Genomic DNA, 17,181 nt, shown 5'->3' with positions numbered 1-17,181 from the left:
TTCGAACAGCGCCGGCAGCTGGTGATGCTGCTGATCGACCGCGTCGTCGTCACCGATGCCGACATCGAAATCCGCTATGTGCTGCCCACCAGCCCCGACAGCGAGCACGTCCGCTTTTGCTTATTGCGTAAAGACTATTTCGACGACCCAACGGTGTCTGCCCAGGCGCTCGCTGTTCTCGATGCCGCGGCGGGCGATGCGCGGAATAATGGCCCGCCGTCGCAACGCCCGCCGGCAGAAGGCGAAATCATAGCCCTTGTCGGCGTGCAACTTGGTTGGGCGTCGTCGTGGGCGACCCGCGCATTGCCGGATCGCCGGCACGGCATCGACGACTTCCTCCAACAGCTTGCTGTCATGCCGGTTGGCTGGAGAAATCCTCACGGCCAGCGGGATGCCGTTGGCATCAACGAGGATGTGGCGCTTGGAACCCGGCTTGCCACGGTCCGTCGGGTTCGGCCCGGTCGCTTCGCCCCCCTTTTTGCCGGGACCGCGGCGCTGTCCACGGCGGCTCGCTCCCAGTTGATCGCGTTGGCATAGCCCAGCCGATCCAAGAGGACACGGTGCAGGCGTTCCCAGACACCGGCTTGGTGCCATTCGTGCAGCCGGCGCCAGCATGTCATGCCTGAGCCGCAGCCCATCTCAACCGGCAGCAATTCCCAGGGAATGCCGGAGCGCAGCACAAACAGGATGCCGGTCAGCGCCGCGCGGTTGTCCAGCCGGGGCCGCCCGCCCTTCGGCTTGGGCGGCTCCGGAGGGAGCAGCGGTTCAATCAGCGCCCACAGGGCGTCGGAGACGAGAGGTGCAGCCATGCCCCTCCCAACAGCCCAAATCCCGTTTTGTTAGGCGCTCTTATCTCACCGCCCCCTCGGCTTCGCCCTGGCGGTCGGCTCGGCTTCCAGCGGGTTGTCGGGCCAGTAGTGTTTCGGGTACTGGCCTTTCAAATCCGCCTTCACCGCCTTGTAGGCGTTGGCCCAGAAGCTCGCGAGGTCGCGGGTGACCTGCACCGGGCGGCGGGCGGGGGACAGCAGGTGCAGCAGCAAGGGAACCCGGCCGCCGGCGATGCGCGGGGTCTCGGCAAGGCCGAACATCTCCTGCAGGCGCACCGCCAGAACCGGCTCCTCGCCGTCATAGTCGATGGGGATGCGGGAGCCGCTCGGCACCTCGACATGGGTCGGGGCTTCGGCGTCCAGGCGGGTCCGCAACTCCCAGGGCAGAAGGGCGCGCAAGGCGCTCGACAGGTCGATGCGCTCCAGATGGGCGCGGCGCGACACGCCGTCGAGGAAGGGGGCCAGCCACTCCTCCAGACCGTCCATCAGGGCCGGGTCGGACAGGTCGGGCCAGTCGTAGGCGTCGCCCTCCCGCGCGCGCAGGAACATCACGCGGGTGCGCCATTTGCGCAGCTCGTCGGTCCAGGGCAGGCAGGCGGGGCCGAGCGCGCGGATGCCCTCGATCATCGCGGCGGTCATCGCCTCGGCCGGCGGCTTGGCCAGCTTCTCGTCCTTCAGGATCAGGGCGAACAGCATGCGGCGGCGCCGCGCCAGCACCATCTGCTCGCGCGCGTCCCAGGCGACGATGGTCTCGGTGCGGATGTCGTCGGCGAAGCTCTCCTCCAGATCGGCCAGCGTCACCGGGGCGGCCAGGAAGATGCGCGATTCGCGGGCGGCGCCGTCGAGGTCGGCGATGGCGAGCCACTCCTCGGCCGACAGCGGCTCGGCCTCCTGGAAATAGGCGCCGCGCCCGCCCGACAGGCGATACTGCGCCGCAACCCCGCCCGGCTGGCCACCGGGGCGGCGCTGGCCGATGCGGTCGGGATAGGCGAGCGCCACCAGAATGCCGACGGCGTTCGAGTCCATCGCGTCGTCGTCGCGCACGCCAAGCTGGCGGCGCCACTGCCGCGCCTGCTTCACCGCCTGCTGCGCCCCGCCGCGGTCGACGCTGAGGACGCGCGCCGCGCCATGGCCGCCGCGCTCCTCGCCGCGCAGCAGGTCGACGCGCAGGCGCAGGTCGGCGTCGCGGAAACCGGGCTGGGAGCGGACGATGTCGCGCTCGCCCAGCAGGGCCGCGACCAGACAGGCGAGCGCGCCCTGGCCCATCGCCTTGCCGGCCAGCATCATGTGGGCCAGACGCGGATGCACGCCGAAACCGGCCATGCGGCGGCCGTGCGAGGTGATGGCGCCCGCCTTCTGATCGGTCTTGTCGAGCGCGCCGAGGCCGGTCAGCAGCTCGCGCGCCTGGGCCATCGCCGCGGCCGGCGGCTGGTCGAGCCAGGACAGGCTGGCAGGGTCGGAGACTCCCCACACCGCAAGCTCCAGCGCCAGCGGGGCGAGGTCGGCGTCCTCGATCTCCGGCGTGGTGAAGGGAGCCAGCGCCTTGTGCGTCGCCTCCGGCCACAGGCGGTAACAGACGCCGGGCTCCAGACGGCCGGCGCGGCCGCGGCGCTGCTCGGCAGAGGCCTGGCTGACCTTCACCGTCGCCAGCCGGGTCATGCCGCCGCGCGGGTCGAAATGCGGAACCCGCATCAGGCCGCTGTCCACCACGATGCGGATGCCCTCGATGGTCAGGCTGGTCTCGGCGATGGAGGTCGCCAGCACGATCTTGCGCTGGCCGGGCGGGGTGGGGCCGATGGCGCGGTCCTGCGCCTCGGCCGACAGGTCGCCATAGAGCGGGGCGAGGATGACGTTCGGACCGAGGTCGGACTGGTCGAGCAGGGACTGGACGCGGCGGATCTCGCCGACGCCAGGCAGGAAGACCAGGGCGTTGCCGGGCTCCTCGCGCAGGGCGCGGCGGACGGCGGCGGCAACGGCGTCCTCGATGCGGGTGCCTTGGGTCGGGGCGTCGAGATGGCGGGTCTCGACGGGATAGGCGCGGCCTTCGCTGGTCACCATCGCGGCGGGGCCTTGCGCGTCGGCCAGCAGGGTGGCGACCGGGGCGGCGTCCAGCGTCGCCGACATGACGACAAGGCGCAGGTCGTCGCGCAGCGCGCCGCGCGCCTCCTGCACCAGGGCAAGGGCGAGGTCGCTGTCGATGCCGCGCTCGTGGAACTCGTCGAACAGGACGGCGCCGACGGCGGGAAGCTCCGGGTCCTCCTGAAGCTGGCGCAGGAATAGGCCGTCGGTCACCACCTCGATCCGCGTCTTCGGGCCGACCTTGGTGTCGAGGCGGACGCGGTAGCCGACGGTCTCGCCCACCGCCTCCCCCAGCATCGACGCCATCCGGCGGGCGGCGGCGCGGGCGGCGAGGCGCCGCGGCTCCAGCACCAGGATCTTGCGGCCCTTCAGCCAACCAGCCTCCAGCAGGGCTAGCGGCACCCGCGTGGTCTTGCCGGCGCCGGGCGGGGCCTGCAGCACGGCGGTGCCGCGGCTGTCCAGCGCCTCCAAGAGGGCGGGCAGGACGGGATCGATTGGCAGGGCGGGGAAGGCGGGCTTGCTCATGAGGGGGAGTCTGCTGCCGCGAACCGGCGGGAAAGGCAATGCTTTTTGGAGGACGGGCGGGACGGCACGCGCCAAAAGGTCGCAAGGGGCGGGGAGGGGGCGAGGGGCCGCGACCGATGACTGCAAAAACTGTATGGTTTTAGGGTCGTCGGGTTCATTCGCTCATCAAAGGGATCCATGACCGATATCCACGATGCCGCCCTGTTCCTCGCCCACGCCTGCGCGCTGGAGGAGGACGCCGCCAACCGCTTCGCCGATTTGTCGGAGACGATGAAGACCTATGGCAACCAGGAGGTCGCGGCCTTCTTCGGCCAGATGGCGAAATTCTCGCGCATGCATCTGGCCGAGGCGCGGGAACGGTCGGGCTTCCGCCAGATCCCGGACCTGAAGCCGGAAGACTTCCAATGGCCGGACGGCGACAGCCCGGAAGCGGCCTCGATGGAAGGCTCGCACTATCTGATGACGGTGGAATACGCGCTGGAACTGGCGCTGGAGAGCGAAAAGCGCGGGCAGGCCTTCTACGCCGAGGTGGCGAAGACCACCACCGATTCGGAAGTCCGCATGATGGCCGAGGAGTTCGCCGCCGAAGAGGCCGAGCATGTCGCCCAGTTGGAGGTGTGGGCCAAGCGCTATCCGGCGCTGCAGGCGTAGGGGCTTGGCTCCCGGAGCGGCCTCCCCCTCTCCCCCCTGGGGAGAGGGTCGGGGTGAGGGGGGATGCAAAGCGGGGATTCTTGGTGAAGGGCCGCCGCGCGTCCCCCTCACCCTAACCCTCTCCCCGGGGGGGAGAGGGGATCTTCAGGCGGGGCAGTCGTTCACTTCGACAGGGCGGACCAGTCGATCTCATACACCTTGTCGGCCGGTTTGTAGGTCTTGAAGGCGGCGATCACATCGTCGACGCCGACGTCCCCCGGCACGTTCTGGATTTCATAGACGACCGAGCTGCCGCTGGTCGGGCCGACGTCGGCGTTGCGGTGGGCCTGCGAGACCAGCCCTTCGCCGGCCTTCTTGATCATGATGGAAGCCATGCATCCGTCTCCTGTTGCGACTCGCCCGACCGGAAAACCATAAACAAAAAGTGGTTTAATCGGAAGGCGGAAAGAGGCGGTCCGGCACATCCTGCCGGGCGATCCACAGGGCGGTCAAATCGTCGCACAGCCGGGTGCCGAACCGCTCGGTGAAGCGGGTCATCACCCACAGAAGCGGCCAGGCCGGCGCTTCCGCCAGCGCCTGCGCCACCAGATCGGCGAGCCCGTCGTCGCCCAACATGGTGTCGTCGGCGTCCTGAGCCTCCGTCATGGCGTCGGAATAGAGGAACAGCGCATCGCCGTCGCGGAAGGGAGCGGAGCGGGTGACGTAGCCGGCCTCCTCCAGGATCCCGAGGGGCAGGCCGGACGAATCGAGCACGCTCAGCCCGCCCGCCCTCGCCAGCAGCGGCGGCGGCGAGCCGGCACCCGCATAGTGCAGGCGGTCGCTGCCGCGGTCGATCACGCCGTAGAAGGCGGTGGCGAACTGACCGCGTGCAAGGATGGCGGACAGGCGCTGGTTCAGGCTGGTCAGAAGGCGTGCCGGCTCCATCAACTCCTCCATCGGCTGGCGCGCCAGCAGGGTGTGGAGCCGGAAGGCATTGATGGCCGCGGCGATGCCGTGCCCCGACAGGTCGGCGATGAAGACGCCGATCCGTTCGGCATCGATTTCGAACGCGGTCCAGAAATCGCCGCCGACCTCGTCGGAGGTTTCGAACACCGGGGCGATACTCAAGTGATGGCGGTCCGCCAGCGCTTCCAGCCACAGCGGCTCCGGCGCCAGCGAAAGCTGCATCGCCCGCGCCTGGCCCAAATCCTGGCCGACCCGCTCGCGGAAGGCGCGCAGTTCCTGCACCATCGACCGGCGTTCCAGATGATAGCGGACCCGGGCGATGCATTCGCCGGGATTGACCGGCTTGCCGAGCAGGTCGGTCGCGCCGGCCTGAAAGCACAGGGTCCGCATCTGGTCGGTCATTTGGGCGCCCTGCACCAGGATGGGCAGGTCATGCCAGCGCGGGTTGCTCCGCAACTCCCGGCACAGGGCGAGCAGGTCGGCACAGGCAAGGTCGGCGTCCACCACCAGCAGGTCGGGGTCGAACGCGCCGATGCAGGACAGCAGCTCCGGCCCGTTGGAGACGCAGGCGATCCGCGTGATGCCGGCCCAATGCAGGAACCGGCTCAGGATGCGCTGGTCATACAGGCTGTCGTCGGCGATCAGCACCTTCCGATCGCCCAGCGGCTGGCCGAGATCCAGCGCGTAGAGCTGTCCCGAGGCCATCGGATCCGCCCCGCCGTGCCGGTCAGGCCGAAACCGGGATGATCCCGTGCAGGTTGGCTGCGCGGAAGACGCGGTGGACCTGATCGCGCGCACCTTGCATCGCCAGCCGCAAATCCTTGCGGCGGGCCGTGTCGTGCGCGATGAAGAAGACGCCCAGCCCGGTGGAATCGACGAACTCAAGGTCCGACAGGTCGAAGACCACCCGGTGTCCGGCCGGCCGGTCCATCGCCGCGATCACCGACCGGAAGGCATTGTGGTCGGTGAAGGTCATGCGGCCGCTCAGACGGATCTCGGTAAGGTCGTGGACATCGCTGACGGTGAAATCCATCACTGCTTTCCCCTTTGCTCCTGTTCCGCAGCGGAGTTGCGGTTTTCACCTGCACTTGCTGCGCTGCGGAATGTTAGGCGGAGGGGATGTCACTTTGATGATGGAGCGACCAAAAAGCTGCATTGGCCGCGAAATTGCTCAACTTATTTGTGTTCCATACGATGAGTTTTCCGAGGAAAAACTTCCGTCAGGGTAGGGAGGCGGATTCGCTTGCGGCCTTCCCGTGGGACGCTGTCCGCTCCAAGTCCGAGGCGGGGATCACCCGGCCGGGCACGCGGTCGGGCTGGGCGCCGGCGACCGCCCCGGCGATGCCGCCGGTCAGCCAGGCCGAGAAGGCGCTGCGGCCATCGGCGCCGGCCTCGCGGTTGGCGCAGGCGGGGGCGGGGGTGGCGGCGGTGGGCTCCGCGGCCGACGCGGCGGCGATCAGGCCGTTGGAGCGCGGAGCGGGGCGGCTGTGCACCTCGATCAGGGCGACGCGGATGCCGGCGGCCCAGGCACGATCGATGAAGGCGCGCACCTGCTGGGCCGTGGCGGAGCTGCCGGTGACGGCGTCGGGCGTGCCGCCGGTCAGCCACGCCGACGGGGTTGGGCCGCAGCCGCGCCGGTATTGCAGTGCCACCTGGTCCTGCACATGGGTCTGGCCGCGATAGAGGCGCATCAGGCCGTGGCCGTAGCGCTCCAGCTCGTCCATCGGGCCGCGGCTGGCGGTCAGCAGGCTGCGGTCGATCAGGATCAGCGTCGGCTTCACGGCGATCAGCCGGTCGAGCAGCGGCTCGAAATCGGCGAACTGGGCCTGCCGGTGGACGATGCGCAGGAATTCCAGGTTCGGCACGCCGCGCTTGGCGGCAAGCTCCGCCATGCCGCGCTCGTCCAGGGTGGCGTCGCGCAACGCGGTGTCGCCCAGCGCCACCACCGATACCGAATCGGAGTTCCGCGCCGCCCGGTCGGCCAGCGCATTGATGCGGTTCAGGTTGTACCAGGCGAAGGGCTGGTCGTAGAGCAGGGTGCCGGTCCACAGAACCGCCAGCACCGCCAATCCACCCAAGGCCAGCGGCGCCAGCAGCAGCCCGAAGCCCAGCGTCCGCCAGCGGCTCCGGCCGCGGGGCGGCTCCGTGACGGCCTGTTCGGCGGCGACCTGCTCAGCAGCGGGCTTATCGGCAGCGGCTTGGGCGGCTTGCGGTTCCGGATCGGTCATCGGTGGACTCCACGGCGGTCATGACACGGCGGTCATGACACGGTGTTCGGGGCACAGCGATCATGCGGCGGGCGCTCGCATCGGGGGGGCTGGGCGCGTCGGGTGAGCGCCCGGCTCCTCCCACAACGCGCGGGGGAGGAGAATCGGCATGTGGAAATTGGGGGTATCCCCAAGGGGACGGAACACCCCTGCGGCAGGGTCGCAGTTTGCCGAACGCACCAATCCTGTGTAGGATCCGAGCCCGATTGGACGGCCTCACAGCAGGATTGGCGATGAGCACCGAAATCCGCACCTTCACCATTCCCGACGCCACCGCAGAGGAGGCGCAGACGCAGCTTTCCGCCTTCCTGCGGACGGTGGAGGTCCAGCGCATCGAGACCGCCTACGCCGACGGCGCGTGGCGCGTGCTGGTGCTGTTCACCGATCTCCGCCGCAAGGAGGAGTCGCAGCAGATCGAGGCGGCCATCGCCGCCGCCCTGAACGGCTGGCGCGACAAGGCCGCGGTCCAGGCCGGGGTGACGCGCGACGTCGTGCTGTCGGACGATCTGGTGTCGGAGATCGCCCGCTTCGCCCCGACGACGGAGCACGAGCTGTCGATCATCATGAACGCCCGCGGCCTGGGCGCCGCCCCCCATGGCGGCGAGATCGTGCAGGTGGTGCGCTCCACGCTGGACCTGCTGATCGACGACTAACCGGCGACTGGTCGGCGGGGCAAGCCACCGACGGCGGTCTATCCGCTTCGGTCGGGCGTGACACACCCAAAGGCTGTGCCCGCCCTGCCGTAAGCGTCAGTTGGACCCCGCCCCTTGCCGTGTCAGGATCGCACAATCGCGATGCAATCAGCGGGTGAGGCGGTTGTGGCTTCGAAGGTTCCTCCGAAGGCTCGTGCCGTAGCGGATTTGGCGTGGGGCGAGGTGCCCGACGATCGGAAGTCCGAATACCGAAAGCCTGATTACAGGAAGCCCGATTACAGGAAGATCGCGCATGAGCTGGCGCAGCTGGGTGCGGAAGCGGCCAACCGTGCCCGTGCGACCGGAAACGGCCATTACGCCCGCTTGGCCCGTACCCTGACCAACCGCGCCGGCGAGATCCTGGATGATCTGGACCGCGCCGGGAAGGCGTGAGGGGCAGGAGTTGTGAAAAAGGAAACGGCGCCCGGGTGGGGCGCCGTTTTCGTTTGTGGGGAGTGGTTGCCGATTGCCCCCACCCCAACCCTCCCCCGCTCCCGGCCGACCGTAGGTCGGTCCGATCGCAGGGGAGGGAACTCCGCCGCTCTGACCGCAGGTCCGCTGAGAGCGGGGCAGGGTGGGGGCCGTCAGCCTCAGACCACCTTGGCCTGGTGCATGGCGGCGATCTGGTCCTTGTTGTAGCCGAGCTGGGCCAGCACCTCGTCGGTATGCTCGCCGAGCAGCGGGGAGCCGGTGACCTCCACCGTCATGTCGGAGAACTTGATCGGGCTGCCGACCGTCAGGTACTTGCCGCGCTGCTTGTGGTCGACCTCCACCACCGTGCCGCTGGCGCGCAGCGACGGGTCGTTGGCGATCTCCTTCATCGACAGCACCGGCGCGCAGGGGATGTCGTACTTGCGCAGGATGTCGACGGCTTCGAACTTGGTCTTGTCCTTCAGCCAGTCCTCGATGATCGCGAAGATGTCGAAGATCTTGTCCTGACGGGCCAGCGCCGTGTTGTAGGCCGGATCGTCGATCCACTCCTCGCGGCCGAGAGCCTTGCAGATCGGCGCCCAGGCATGGCCCTGGATGGTGAAGTAGATGTAGGCGTTGGGATCGGTCTCCCAGCCCTTGCACTTCAGCACCCAGCCCGGCTGGCCGCCGCCGCCGGCATTGCCGCCGCGCGGAACCACGTCGGTGAACTTGCCGTGCGGGTACTGCGGGTATTCCTCCAGATAGCCGACGCGGTCCAGGCGCTGCTGGTCGCGCAGCTTGACGCGGCAGAGGTTCAGCACGCTGTCCTGCATCGACACGGCGACCTTCTGGCCCTTGCCGGTCTTGGTGCGGGCCATCAGCGCGGTCAGGATGCCGATGGCGAGGTGCATGCCGGTGTTGCTGTCGCCGAGAGCGGCGGCGGACACGGTCGGCGGGCCGTCCCAGAAACCGGTGGTGGAGGCCGCACCGCCGGCGCACTGGGCGACGTTCTCATAGACCTTCAGGTCCTGGTAATGGTGGCCGTCGCTGAAGCCCTTGACCGAGGCGACGATCATGCCGGGGTTCAGTTCCTTGATGCGGTCCCAGCTGAAGCCCATGCGGTCGAGCGCGCCGGGGCCGAAATTCTCCACCAGGACGTCGGATTCCTTGATCAGACGTTCCAGGACTTCCTTGCCCTCGGCGGTCTTGGTGTCCAGGGTGAGGGAGCGCTTGTTGCTGTTCAGCATGGTGAAATAGAGCGCATCGGCATCGGGGATGTCGCGCAGCTGGCTGCGGGTGACGTCGCCGGCGCCCGGACGTTCGACCTTGATCACGTCCGCGCCGTACCAGGCCAGAAGCTGCGTGCAGGCGGGGCCGGCCTGCACATGGGTGAAGTCGATGATCTTGATGCCTTCGAGCGGCTTGGTCATGACTGCAACACTCCCTTTATTCGCGTTGTTTACGTTTGTCCCGTGGACGTGTTTCTGCTTGCTCTGCTGTCCGGCCGGCCGACGCCCTCAGAATGGAGGCGCCAAGGCCGGTGGCCGGCCGGTGTTCGATGTCCGCCGAAATCGGATGGCCGAATTCCGATTGGCCGAAATTCGGCGGTTATGGTTCAGGGGGCTGGAACGGAGGACTGGATCAGCCGGCCGCGGTTGCGACCGCCTCGAGTTCGGCGAGGCGGCGGCGCAGCTTCCGCTCTTCGGTCCAGCGATCGGTTTCGTCCCGCACCACGGCGACGATGCCGGTCACAGAACCGTCGGTCCCGCGCAACAGCGCGACGGTGAAGGCGATCGACAGGCTGTGCCCGTCCTTGTGGACCGCCGGGACCCGCAGAAGATCGTGCCCGTAGCGGGTTTCCCCCGTGGCCATGGTCTTCTCGTAGCCGTCCCAGTGGCGCTGCCGCTGGCGTTCCGGAATGATGATGTCGAGCGACTTGCCCATCGCCTCGGCGGGCGTGAAGCCGAACATCCGCTCCGCCGCCGCATTCCACAGGGTGATGGCGCCAGCCGGATCGGACACGATGACCGCATCCCCGATCACCGACACCAGCTGCTCGCAATCAACAACCGCGGGAGAACCCGCTGCTGCAACAACCGCGGGCGACCCCGCTGCTGCCGTCTGTTCCATGTCGATCTCCTTGGCGCTCGCCCCCTCTTGGATTGGGCGCCGGGGGAGCCGGTGCGTCATGGCCGGAAAGCCGTGCCGCACTGACATTATCGATACGGTATACCAGATGCCACCGACCATGCAAGAGGATTTGAGCGCGGTGCAAACTGTCCTTATGGCGAACAGACAGCCGGTCGGCGCGAAAAGGGACGGCACCGAAATCGACAGGGCTCCGCCTGGGGCACAATCGATTGTGTGCCCATGGTTATCCGCATAGGATCCAGGCGACGGCGCCTGCAGAACGGGAAAAATCCGCCCTTCCGCCGCAACGAAAAGGAATAGGAATGGCCGCTTTCGACAGCTATTGCGTGGCGCCCTTCAAGCAGCGTCTGCCGATCCAGCGACTGTTCCCGGACGATCACGAGGTGAATGGCGGGATTTGCTTCGGCCTTACTCTGGAATGGATCAGACGCCACCGTGCCAACAAGGGGGAAACGCCGCAGAAGCGTATCGCCTTCATCGACCAGGACAGCACGATCCTGCATGCCAGCATCAAGCAGCGCCTCTATGGCGCGGAACTGTTCTTCGATCTCGACCTGTCATCGGGCCAGTTGGGTGCCCGCAACCAAGCAATGAGCCATGCCGGGTTGAAAATCGGATCGACCAGAACGGAGTGGATGGACGCGACCGACTCCGACAGCATCAAGGAGGTGATGAAGGCGATCTCGATCGCCACCGCCAGCCCCCACACCTATCACATCGTCAGCATGAATTTCGAACAGCGGGGGGCGGCGCACGCGACCTGCTGCTACAAGTCCGGTGGCAAGGCCTTCGGGTTGGGATCGCACCTGTATTTCTTCGATCCCAATTTCGGCGAGTTCAGGGCGTCGAGCGGCAGCGTCGCCAACCTGTTCACCGGGCTGGTCGACCGGTACCGCAACTTCGTGAAGCGGGACGGGTCGACCATCGACTACCGGGTTCAGGAATTCGTGGTGCAGAGCATTTCCTTCGCCTGACGGGATCACCCGACCAGATCGAAGAAGGGCATCGAGGCGTATTTGCTGGTCTTGATGTTGGCGACCACCTTGTCCTGCGAATGGCCGCCGCCGGCCAGGGTCGCCGGCAGCTTGATCACCCTGCCCACCGCCTTGGACGATTTGCTGATCGGATCCCATTGCAGGTTGAAGTTGACGATCTGCTTCTCGACGGCCGGCAGATTGTCCTGGTGCACGCGGACATAGGGGCCGTGGATGATCCCGCCGCGCACCATCTTCGAAACGGTCGGCGCATTGAAGGCGCAGCAGGGCAGCCCTTCCTCCACCGCGACGATGGTGGCGATGGCGCCGCCCAGCGAATGGCCGCAAAGAATGGGGCTCGCCTTCTTGATGAGGATCTTCGCCTGTTCCAGCAGAAGCTTGGCGGCGCGAATGCCGGCTGGCAGGCTTTCGATGGTGTAGAGGGCGATGTCGGTCTTCAGGTTCTTGCCGCCGGCCATCTGGCCGGAGGTGCTGCTGCCCACCGCCGTGCCGCGGTAGGAGATGATGTATTGGTCGGAGTGCTTTTCCTGATAGACGGCGCCGAAGAAGCCGACATCGGTGTCCTCGTGGGTGAAGATCACCTGGAAGCCCGGCGGTGACCGCCGTGCCCCTTCCGCCTTGTTGAAGGCGGCGGCGTCGTTGCCGCGACCCTTCTGGAAGTTATAGACGGTGTTCGAGGCAACGGCCAGATCGAGGATGTTGACCGGCATGACGGCGCTCTTAAGTGGTAGGCGGGTTCCTGAGACAATACCGGCACGCAAGGACTGTCAACAGACCGGAACGATTGTTATCGGTGAAAGATTTTCGATTGAGGTTGTATCTGGAAAAAAGAAAAGGGCGCCTCGCGGCGCCCCTCCAGGAGTCCGAAGGCCGTAGCCCTCGGATCAGGTCGGTCGAGGGAGGGACAGCCGCCCTCCCTTGCCTTTTCCAGATCAGACGTCCAGCAGCAGGCGGCGCGGATCCTCGATCAGCTCCTTGATGCGGACGAGGAAGGTGACCGCCTCCTTGCCGTCGATGATGCGGTGGTCGTAGGACAGCGCCAGATACATCATCGGGCGGACCTCGATCTTGCCGCCGATGACGACCGCGCGGTCCATCGTCTTGTGCATGCCGAGGATGGCGGACTGCGGCGGGTTGATGATCGGGGTCGACATCAGCGAGCCGTAGACACCACCGTTGGAGATGGTGAAGGTGCCGCCCGTGAGCTCGTCCATCGACAGCTTGCCGTCGCGGCCCTTCTTGCCGAGAGCGGCGATGGTGCCCTCGACGCCGGCGAAGTCCAGCTTGTCGGCGTCGCGGACGACCGGAACCACCAGACCCTGCGGCGTGCCGACGGCGACGCCGATGTCATAGTAGTTCTTGTAGACGATGTCGGTGCCGTCGATCTCGGCGTTGACGGCCGGGATCTCCTTCAGCGCCTGGACGGCGGCCTTGACGAAGAAGGACATGAAGCCGAGCCGCACCTTGTGGCGCTTTTCGAAATAGTCCTTGTACTCGGCGCGCAGAGCGATCGCCGCGGACATGTCCACCTCGTTGAAGGTGGTCAGCATGGCGGCGGAGTTCTGGGCCTCCTTCAGACGCTCGGCGATGCGCTGGCGCAGGCGGGTCATGCGGACGCGCTCTTCCTGAGCCGCGCGCGGACGGTCGCCCTGGGTGCCGGCAGCCCACACCATCTTCGGCGCCGGAGCCGGGGCCGGAGCGGCCGGCTTGGCGGCCGGGGCGGCCAGCACGTCGCCCTTGGTCACGCGGCCATCCTTGCCCGAACCGGCGATGGACGAACCGTCGATGCCCTTCTCGTCCGCCAGCTTGCGGGCGGCCGGGCCGGAAGCGGCCAGGTTGCCCGGAGCGGAAGCGGCGGCCGGAGCCGGGGCCGGTGCGGCGGCCGGAGCCGGAGCAGCGGCCGGGGCGGCAGCGGCAGCCGCCGGGGCGGCGCCGGCGCTGGCGCCCTCGTTGATGACGCCCAGCAGGGCGCCGACCTCGACGTTCGCACCTTCCGCGGCGACGATTTCCGCCAGCACGCCGGCGGTCGACGCGTTCACCTCAAGCGTGACCTTGTCGGTCTCCAGCTCGACCAGCGCCTCGTCCATGGCGACGCTGTCGCCGGCCTTCTTCAGCCAGCGGGCGACCGTCGCCTCGGAGACGGACTCACCCAGCGTGGGGACCTTGATGTCGGTAGCCATTTCTTTTCCTCGTTCGTCTTCTTGTTCGCTTGGGTGATGGTCAGCGGACCGTCAGGGCTTCGTCCAGGAGCTTGGCCTGCTCCTGGTTGTGACGCTTCAGCAGGCCGGTGGCCGGCGAGGCGGTGGCCGGGCGGCCGACATAGGAGGGGCGGGCGGCCTTGTGGCCGACATCCTTCAGCACGGCTTCCAGACGGCGGTCGGCGAAGAACCAGGCGCCCTGGTTCTCCGGCTCTTCCTGGCACCAGACCAGCTCGGCGTTCGGATACTTGGCGAACTCGGCCGCCAGCGCATCCTTCGGGAACGGGTAGAGCTGCTCCAGGCGCAGGATGACCACGTCCTTGATGCCGCGGCTCATGCGCTCCTGCAGCAGGTCGTAATAGACCTTGCCGGAGCAGACGACGATGCGGCGGATCTTGTCGTTGGCGGCCAGATCGTTCGCGGTCTCGCCCAGCACGCGGTGGAAGCTGCTGCCCGGACCCATCTCCGACAGGTCGGAGATGCACAGCTTGTGGCGCAGCAGCGACTTCGGCGTGAACAGGACCAGCGGCTTGCGGAAGCTGCGGCGGATCTGGCGGCGGAAGACGTGGAACAGGTTGGCCGGCGTCGTCACGTTGCAGATCTGCCAGTTGTCTTCGGCGCACATCTGCAGGAAGCGTTCCGGACGGGCCGATGAGTGTTCCGGACCCTGGCCCTCGTAGCCGTGCGGCAGCAGCAGCACCAGGCCGGACATGCGCAGCCACTTGGACTCGCCCGACGAGATGAACTGGTCGATGATGGTCTGCGCCGTGTTGGCGAAGTCGCCGAACTGCGCTTCCCACAGAACCAGATTGTGCGGCTCGGCCAGCGAATAGCCGTACTCGTAGCCGACGACCGCGGCTTCCGACAGCGGGCTGTCATGGACCTCGAAGGTCGCCTGATCCGGGCTGACGTGGCAGAGCGGGATGTACTTCTCTTCGGTGTTCTGGTCGTACATCACCGCATGGCGGTGCGAGAAGGTGCCGCGGCCGGAGTCCTGGCCCGACAGGCGCACACCGGTGCCCTCGGCCACCAGCGTGGCGTAGGCCAGCGCCTCGGCAGTCGCCCAGTCGATGCCTTCGCCCGATTCGAGCGTCTTCTTCTTGGCTTCCAGCTGGCGCGCGATCTTGGAGTTGATCGCGAAGTCCTTCGGGTACTCGCAGAGCTTGAAGCCGATCTGCTTCAGCGTGTCGATGTCCACGCCGGTCTCGCCGCGGTGAGGCGAATCGGCGCCCTGCGCCTGCAGGCCGGCCCACTTGCCTTCCAGCCAGTCGGCCTTGTTCGGCTTGTAGGTGCTGGACGCCTCGAACTCACCCTCCAGCTTCTTCATGAAGTCCTGGGTGATCTGGTCACCCTCGGCCTGGGTGATGACGTTCTCGCTCACCAGCTGCTTGGCATACAGCTCGCGCGTGGTCGCGTGGGCGCGGATGTTCTTGTACATGATCGGCTGGGTGAAGCCCGGCTCGTCGCCCTCGTTGTGGCCGTGGCGGCGGTAGCAGACCATGTCGATCACGACGTCCCGCTTGAACTTCTGGCGGAACTCGATGGCGATGCGGCTGACATGCACGACGGCTTCGGGATCGTCGCCGTTCACGTGGAAGATCGGCGCCTGCACCATCTTGGCCATGTCGGAGCAGTACACGCCCGACCGCGAATAGGTCGGGTTGGTGGTGAAGCCGATCTGGTTGTTGATGATGAAGTGCATGGTGCCGCCGGTGCGGTAGCCGCGCAGCTCCGACAGGCCCAGCGTCTCGGCCACGATGCCCTGGCCGGCGAAGGCGGCGTCGCCGTGGATCAGCACGCCCATCACCTGCTCGCGCTCCAGGTCGCGGCGCTGCTGCTGCTTGGCGCGCACCTTGCCCAGCACGACCGGGTTGACCCATTCCAGGTGGGACGGGTTGGCGGTCAGCGACAGGTGGACGATGTTGCCGTTGAAGTCGCGGTCCGACGAGGTGCCGAGATGGTACTTCACGTCGCCGGAGCCCTGCACGTCCTGCGGGCTCGACGGATTGCCCTGGAACTCCGAGAAGACGGCGGAGAAGGGCTTGCCCATGAAGTTGGTCAGCACGTTCAGACGGCCGCGGTGGGCCATGCCGACGACAACCTCCTTCAGGCCGAGCTGGCCGCCGCGCTTCAGGATCTGCTCCAGCGCGGGGATCATCGACTCGCCGCCCTCAAGGCCGAAGCGCTTGGTGCCGGTGTATTTCAGCTGCAGGAACTTCTCGAAGCCCTCGGCCGCGGTCAGCCGCTCCAGGATGGCGCGCTTGCCGTTCACCGTGAAGTCGGTGTGGTTGCGGCCGCCCTCGATGCGCTCCTGGATCCAGGCCTTCTCTTCCGGATCCTGGATGTGCATGAACTCGACGCCGATCGTCCCGCAATAGGTCTTGTGCAGGATTTCGAGGATCTGGCGGAGCGTCGCCGTTTCCAGGCCCAGCGAGTAGTTCAGGAAGATCGGACGGTCGAGGTCGCCCGGGCCGAAGCCGTAGGTCGCCGGATCCAGTTCCGGGTGCGGCTCGCGCTTTTCCAGGCCCAGCGGGTCGAAATGCGCGTTCATGTGGCCGCGGACGCGGAAGACGCGGATCAGCATCAGGGCGCGGATGCTGTCCAGCGTGGCGGCGCGCAGCTGCTGCGGGCTGATGCCGCCATAGACCTGCTGGGCGTGGGCCAGCATGGCGCCGTTGCCCGGACCGTTCATCGCGGCGGCGGCGCCATTGCCAACGCCATTGGGGGCACCGTTGGGGGCGGAGACGATGAAGCTCTCGGCGACCGGGTCGCGCTTGGCCCTGGGGTCTTCCAGATCGGACACGGTCCAGGACGCGCCGCGCAGCTCGTCCAGGACGGCGCGCGAATCCTCGTCCAGATCCTGGAAGAAGCTGTTCCAGCTGGGATCGACGGCGGCCGGGTTGGACAGATAGCTGGCGTAGAGCTCGGCGACGTAACCGGCGTTCGAGCCGAAGAGGAACGAGGTCTGTTCCAGATTTGCCGACATGGTTTCACCTCGGGCGTGGACCCGGGTCCCTGTGGGAGAATTTCGTGTGGATGAAGGGGACGGGGTTTGGATCCCCATGTGCAAACGCCGACGGGTGAGCGCCGACGACGAAGGCCGGCGGCGCGAAAAACGCACCGTCGACGCTTGCATATGGGTCCCCAGGACCGTCCGTCCAAGAGGGCCGCCCGGAGGGGTGAGGGGCGGCGGGCGGGGCACCGCGGCGTCCCGCCCGTCATCCTCTCCTCAATGGCGCGAAGCCGCGGACGTCGCGGTGAGGCGGCGTCCGCAGGCGATCAGCCCTTGAACACCTTCAGCATGGTGGAGCCCAGGCTGGCGGGGCTGTCGGCGACGGCGATGCCGACCGACTTCATGAAGTCGATCTTGAAGTCGGCGGTGTCGTTGCCGCCGGAGATCACCGCGCCGGCATGGCCCATGCGGCGGCCCGGAGGAGCCG

General features: G+C 67.4%; 14 protein-coding genes and 2 pseudogenes. 4 read left to right on the top strand and 12 right to left on the bottom strand.

Going from position 1 to position 17,181, the window contains the following annotated elements:
- Positions 1 to 138: 138 nt before the first annotated feature.
- Positions 139 to 809: pseudogene (locus tag VD964_RS24390) on the bottom strand (IS5 family transposase); the annotation flags it as partial.
- Positions 810 to 854: 45 nt separating this feature from the next.
- Positions 855 to 3,431: an ATP-dependent helicase HrpB gene (hrpB, locus tag VD964_RS24385; RefSeq protein ID WP_324871083.1), complete on the bottom strand. Its 2,577-nt coding sequence runs from the start codon at positions 3,429 to 3,431 to the stop codon at positions 855 to 857.
- 177 nt (positions 3,432 to 3,608) lie between these two features.
- Here hrpB and VD964_RS24380 point away from each other — a divergent pair, with 177 nt between their 5' ends.
- Positions 3,609 to 4,082 (top strand): ferritin-like domain-containing protein, encoded by a 474-nt coding sequence (locus tag VD964_RS24380; RefSeq protein WP_194911447.1) that lies wholly within the window; start codon positions 3,609 to 3,611, stop codon positions 4,080 to 4,082.
- A gap of 161 nt (positions 4,083 to 4,243) precedes the next feature.
- Here the strand turns inward: VD964_RS24380 and VD964_RS24375 are convergent, their stop codons facing one another.
- The 4 genes from VD964_RS24375 to VD964_RS24360 form a co-directional block, all read right to left on the bottom strand.
- Complete coding sequence (locus tag VD964_RS24375; RefSeq protein WP_324871082.1) at positions 4,244 to 4,456, bottom strand: hypothetical protein; 213 nt, start codon at positions 4,454 to 4,456, stop codon at positions 4,244 to 4,246.
- 55 nt (positions 4,457 to 4,511) lie between these two features.
- Positions 4,512 to 5,732 carry a fused response regulator/phosphatase gene (locus VD964_RS24370; RefSeq protein ID WP_324871081.1) on the bottom strand — a complete coding sequence of 407 codons (1,221 nt, stop codon included), beginning with the start codon at positions 5,730 to 5,732 and terminating at the stop codon, positions 4,512 to 4,514.
- 22 nt (positions 5,733 to 5,754) lie between these two features.
- Positions 5,755 to 6,060: an STAS domain-containing protein gene (locus VD964_RS24365; protein ID WP_310117389.1), complete on the bottom strand. Its 306-nt coding sequence runs from the start codon at positions 6,058 to 6,060 to the stop codon at positions 5,755 to 5,757.
- A 187-nt stretch (positions 6,061 to 6,247) separates the two neighbouring features.
- Complete coding sequence (locus VD964_RS24360) at positions 6,248 to 7,255, bottom strand: hypothetical protein (RefSeq protein ID WP_324871080.1); 1,008 nt, start codon at positions 7,253 to 7,255, stop codon at positions 6,248 to 6,250.
- Between the two features lie 272 nt (positions 7,256 to 7,527).
- On the opposite strand from VD964_RS24360, the gene VD964_RS24355 reads away from it, so the two are divergent.
- Positions 7,528 to 7,947, top strand: a complete 420-nt coding sequence (locus VD964_RS24355) for an HRDC domain-containing protein (protein WP_324871079.1) — start codon at positions 7,528 to 7,530, stop codon at positions 7,945 to 7,947.
- Between the two features lie 222 nt (positions 7,948 to 8,169).
- Positions 8,170 to 8,379: a hypothetical protein gene (locus tag VD964_RS24350; protein ID WP_324871078.1), complete on the top strand. Its 210-nt coding sequence runs from the start codon at positions 8,170 to 8,172 to the stop codon at positions 8,377 to 8,379.
- 197 nt (positions 8,380 to 8,576) lie between these two features.
- Here the strand turns inward: VD964_RS24350 and frc are convergent, their stop codons facing one another.
- Together frc and VD964_RS24340 are read right to left on the bottom strand one after the other, a co-directional pair.
- Complete coding sequence (gene frc / locus VD964_RS24345; protein ID WP_324871077.1) at positions 8,577 to 9,827, bottom strand: formyl-CoA transferase; 1,251 nt, start codon at positions 9,825 to 9,827, stop codon at positions 8,577 to 8,579.
- Positions 9,828 to 10,038: 211 nt separating this feature from the next.
- Positions 10,039 to 10,527, bottom strand: a complete 489-nt coding sequence (locus VD964_RS24340) for a PAS domain S-box protein (RefSeq protein WP_324871076.1) — start codon at positions 10,525 to 10,527, stop codon at positions 10,039 to 10,041.
- 323 nt (positions 10,528 to 10,850) lie between these two features.
- On the opposite strand from VD964_RS24340, the gene VD964_RS24335 reads away from it, so the two are divergent.
- Positions 10,851 to 11,522 carry a YopT-type cysteine protease domain-containing protein gene (locus VD964_RS24335; RefSeq protein WP_324871075.1) on the top strand — a complete coding sequence of 224 codons (672 nt, stop codon included), beginning with the start codon at positions 10,851 to 10,853 and terminating at the stop codon, positions 11,520 to 11,522.
- A 5-nt stretch (positions 11,523 to 11,527) separates the two neighbouring features.
- On the opposite strand, the gene VD964_RS24330 is transcribed toward VD964_RS24335, so the two are convergent.
- From VD964_RS24330 to VD964_RS24315, 4 genes and pseudogenes are all read right to left on the bottom strand, one after another.
- Positions 11,528 to 12,253: a hypothetical protein gene (locus VD964_RS24330; RefSeq protein ID WP_324871074.1), complete on the bottom strand. Its 726-nt coding sequence runs from the start codon at positions 12,251 to 12,253 to the stop codon at positions 11,528 to 11,530.
- 222 nt (positions 12,254 to 12,475) lie between these two features.
- Positions 12,476 to 13,723 carry a 2-oxoglutarate dehydrogenase complex dihydrolipoyllysine-residue succinyltransferase gene (gene odhB, locus VD964_RS24325; protein WP_324871073.1) on the bottom strand — a complete coding sequence of 416 codons (1,248 nt, stop codon included), beginning with the start codon at positions 13,721 to 13,723 and terminating at the stop codon, positions 12,476 to 12,478.
- 40 nt (positions 13,724 to 13,763) lie between these two features.
- Entirely contained in the window at positions 13,764 to 16,727 is a 2,964-nt protein-coding gene (locus tag VD964_RS24320) for a 2-oxoglutarate dehydrogenase E1 component (protein WP_324871072.1), read from the bottom strand.
- Between the two features lie 293 nt (positions 16,728 to 17,020).
- A pseudogene (locus VD964_RS24315) lies at positions 17,021 to 17,181 on the bottom strand (succinate--CoA ligase subunit alpha); the annotation flags it as partial.

The sequence above is a fragment of the Azospirillum sp. genome (assembly GCF_035628975.1).
GTDB lineage: Bacteria > Pseudomonadota > Alphaproteobacteria > Azospirillales > Azospirillaceae > Azospirillum.
The sequence above is the reverse complement of the archived record's forward strand: the minus strand, read 5'-3'. Positions and strand labels throughout refer to the sequence as shown.

Coding starts and splice junctions, on each gene's coding strand:
- VD964_RS24380 (WP_194911447.1), top strand. CDS start 3,609: ATGACCGATATCCACGATGCCGCCCTGTTCCTCGCCCACGCCTGCGCG.
- VD964_RS24330 (WP_324871074.1), bottom strand. CDS start 12,253: ATGCCGGTCAACATCCTCGATCTGGCCGTTGCCTCGAACACCGTCTAT.
- VD964_RS24320 (WP_324871072.1), bottom strand. CDS start 16,727: ATGTCGGCAAATCTGGAACAGACCTCGTTCCTCTTCGGCTCGAACGCC.
- VD964_RS24355 (WP_324871079.1), top strand. CDS start 7,528: ATGAGCACCGAAATCCGCACCTTCACCATTCCCGACGCCACCGCAGAG.
- VD964_RS24365 (WP_310117389.1), bottom strand. CDS start 6,060: ATGGATTTCACCGTCAGCGATGTCCACGACCTTACCGAGATCCGTCTG.
- VD964_RS24340 (WP_324871076.1), bottom strand. CDS start 10,527: ATGGAACAGACGGCAGCAGCGGGGTCGCCCGCGGTTGTTGCAGCAGCG.
- VD964_RS24360 (WP_324871080.1), bottom strand. CDS start 7,255: ATGACCGATCCGGAACCGCAAGCCGCCCAAGCCGCTGCCGATAAGCCC.
- VD964_RS24375 (WP_324871082.1), bottom strand. CDS start 4,456: ATGGCTTCCATCATGATCAAGAAGGCCGGCGAAGGGCTGGTCTCGCAG.
- VD964_RS24370 (WP_324871081.1), bottom strand. CDS start 5,732: ATGGCCTCGGGACAGCTCTACGCGCTGGATCTCGGCCAGCCGCTGGGC.
- hrpB (WP_324871083.1), bottom strand. CDS start 3,431: ATGAGCAAGCCCGCCTTCCCCGCCCTGCCAATCGATCCCGTCCTGCCC.
- frc (WP_324871077.1), bottom strand. CDS start 9,827: ATGACCAAGCCGCTCGAAGGCATCAAGATCATCGACTTCACCCATGTG.
- odhB (WP_324871073.1), bottom strand. CDS start 13,723: ATGGCTACCGACATCAAGGTCCCCACGCTGGGTGAGTCCGTCTCCGAG.
- VD964_RS24335 (WP_324871075.1), top strand. CDS start 10,851: ATGGCCGCTTTCGACAGCTATTGCGTGGCGCCCTTCAAGCAGCGTCTG.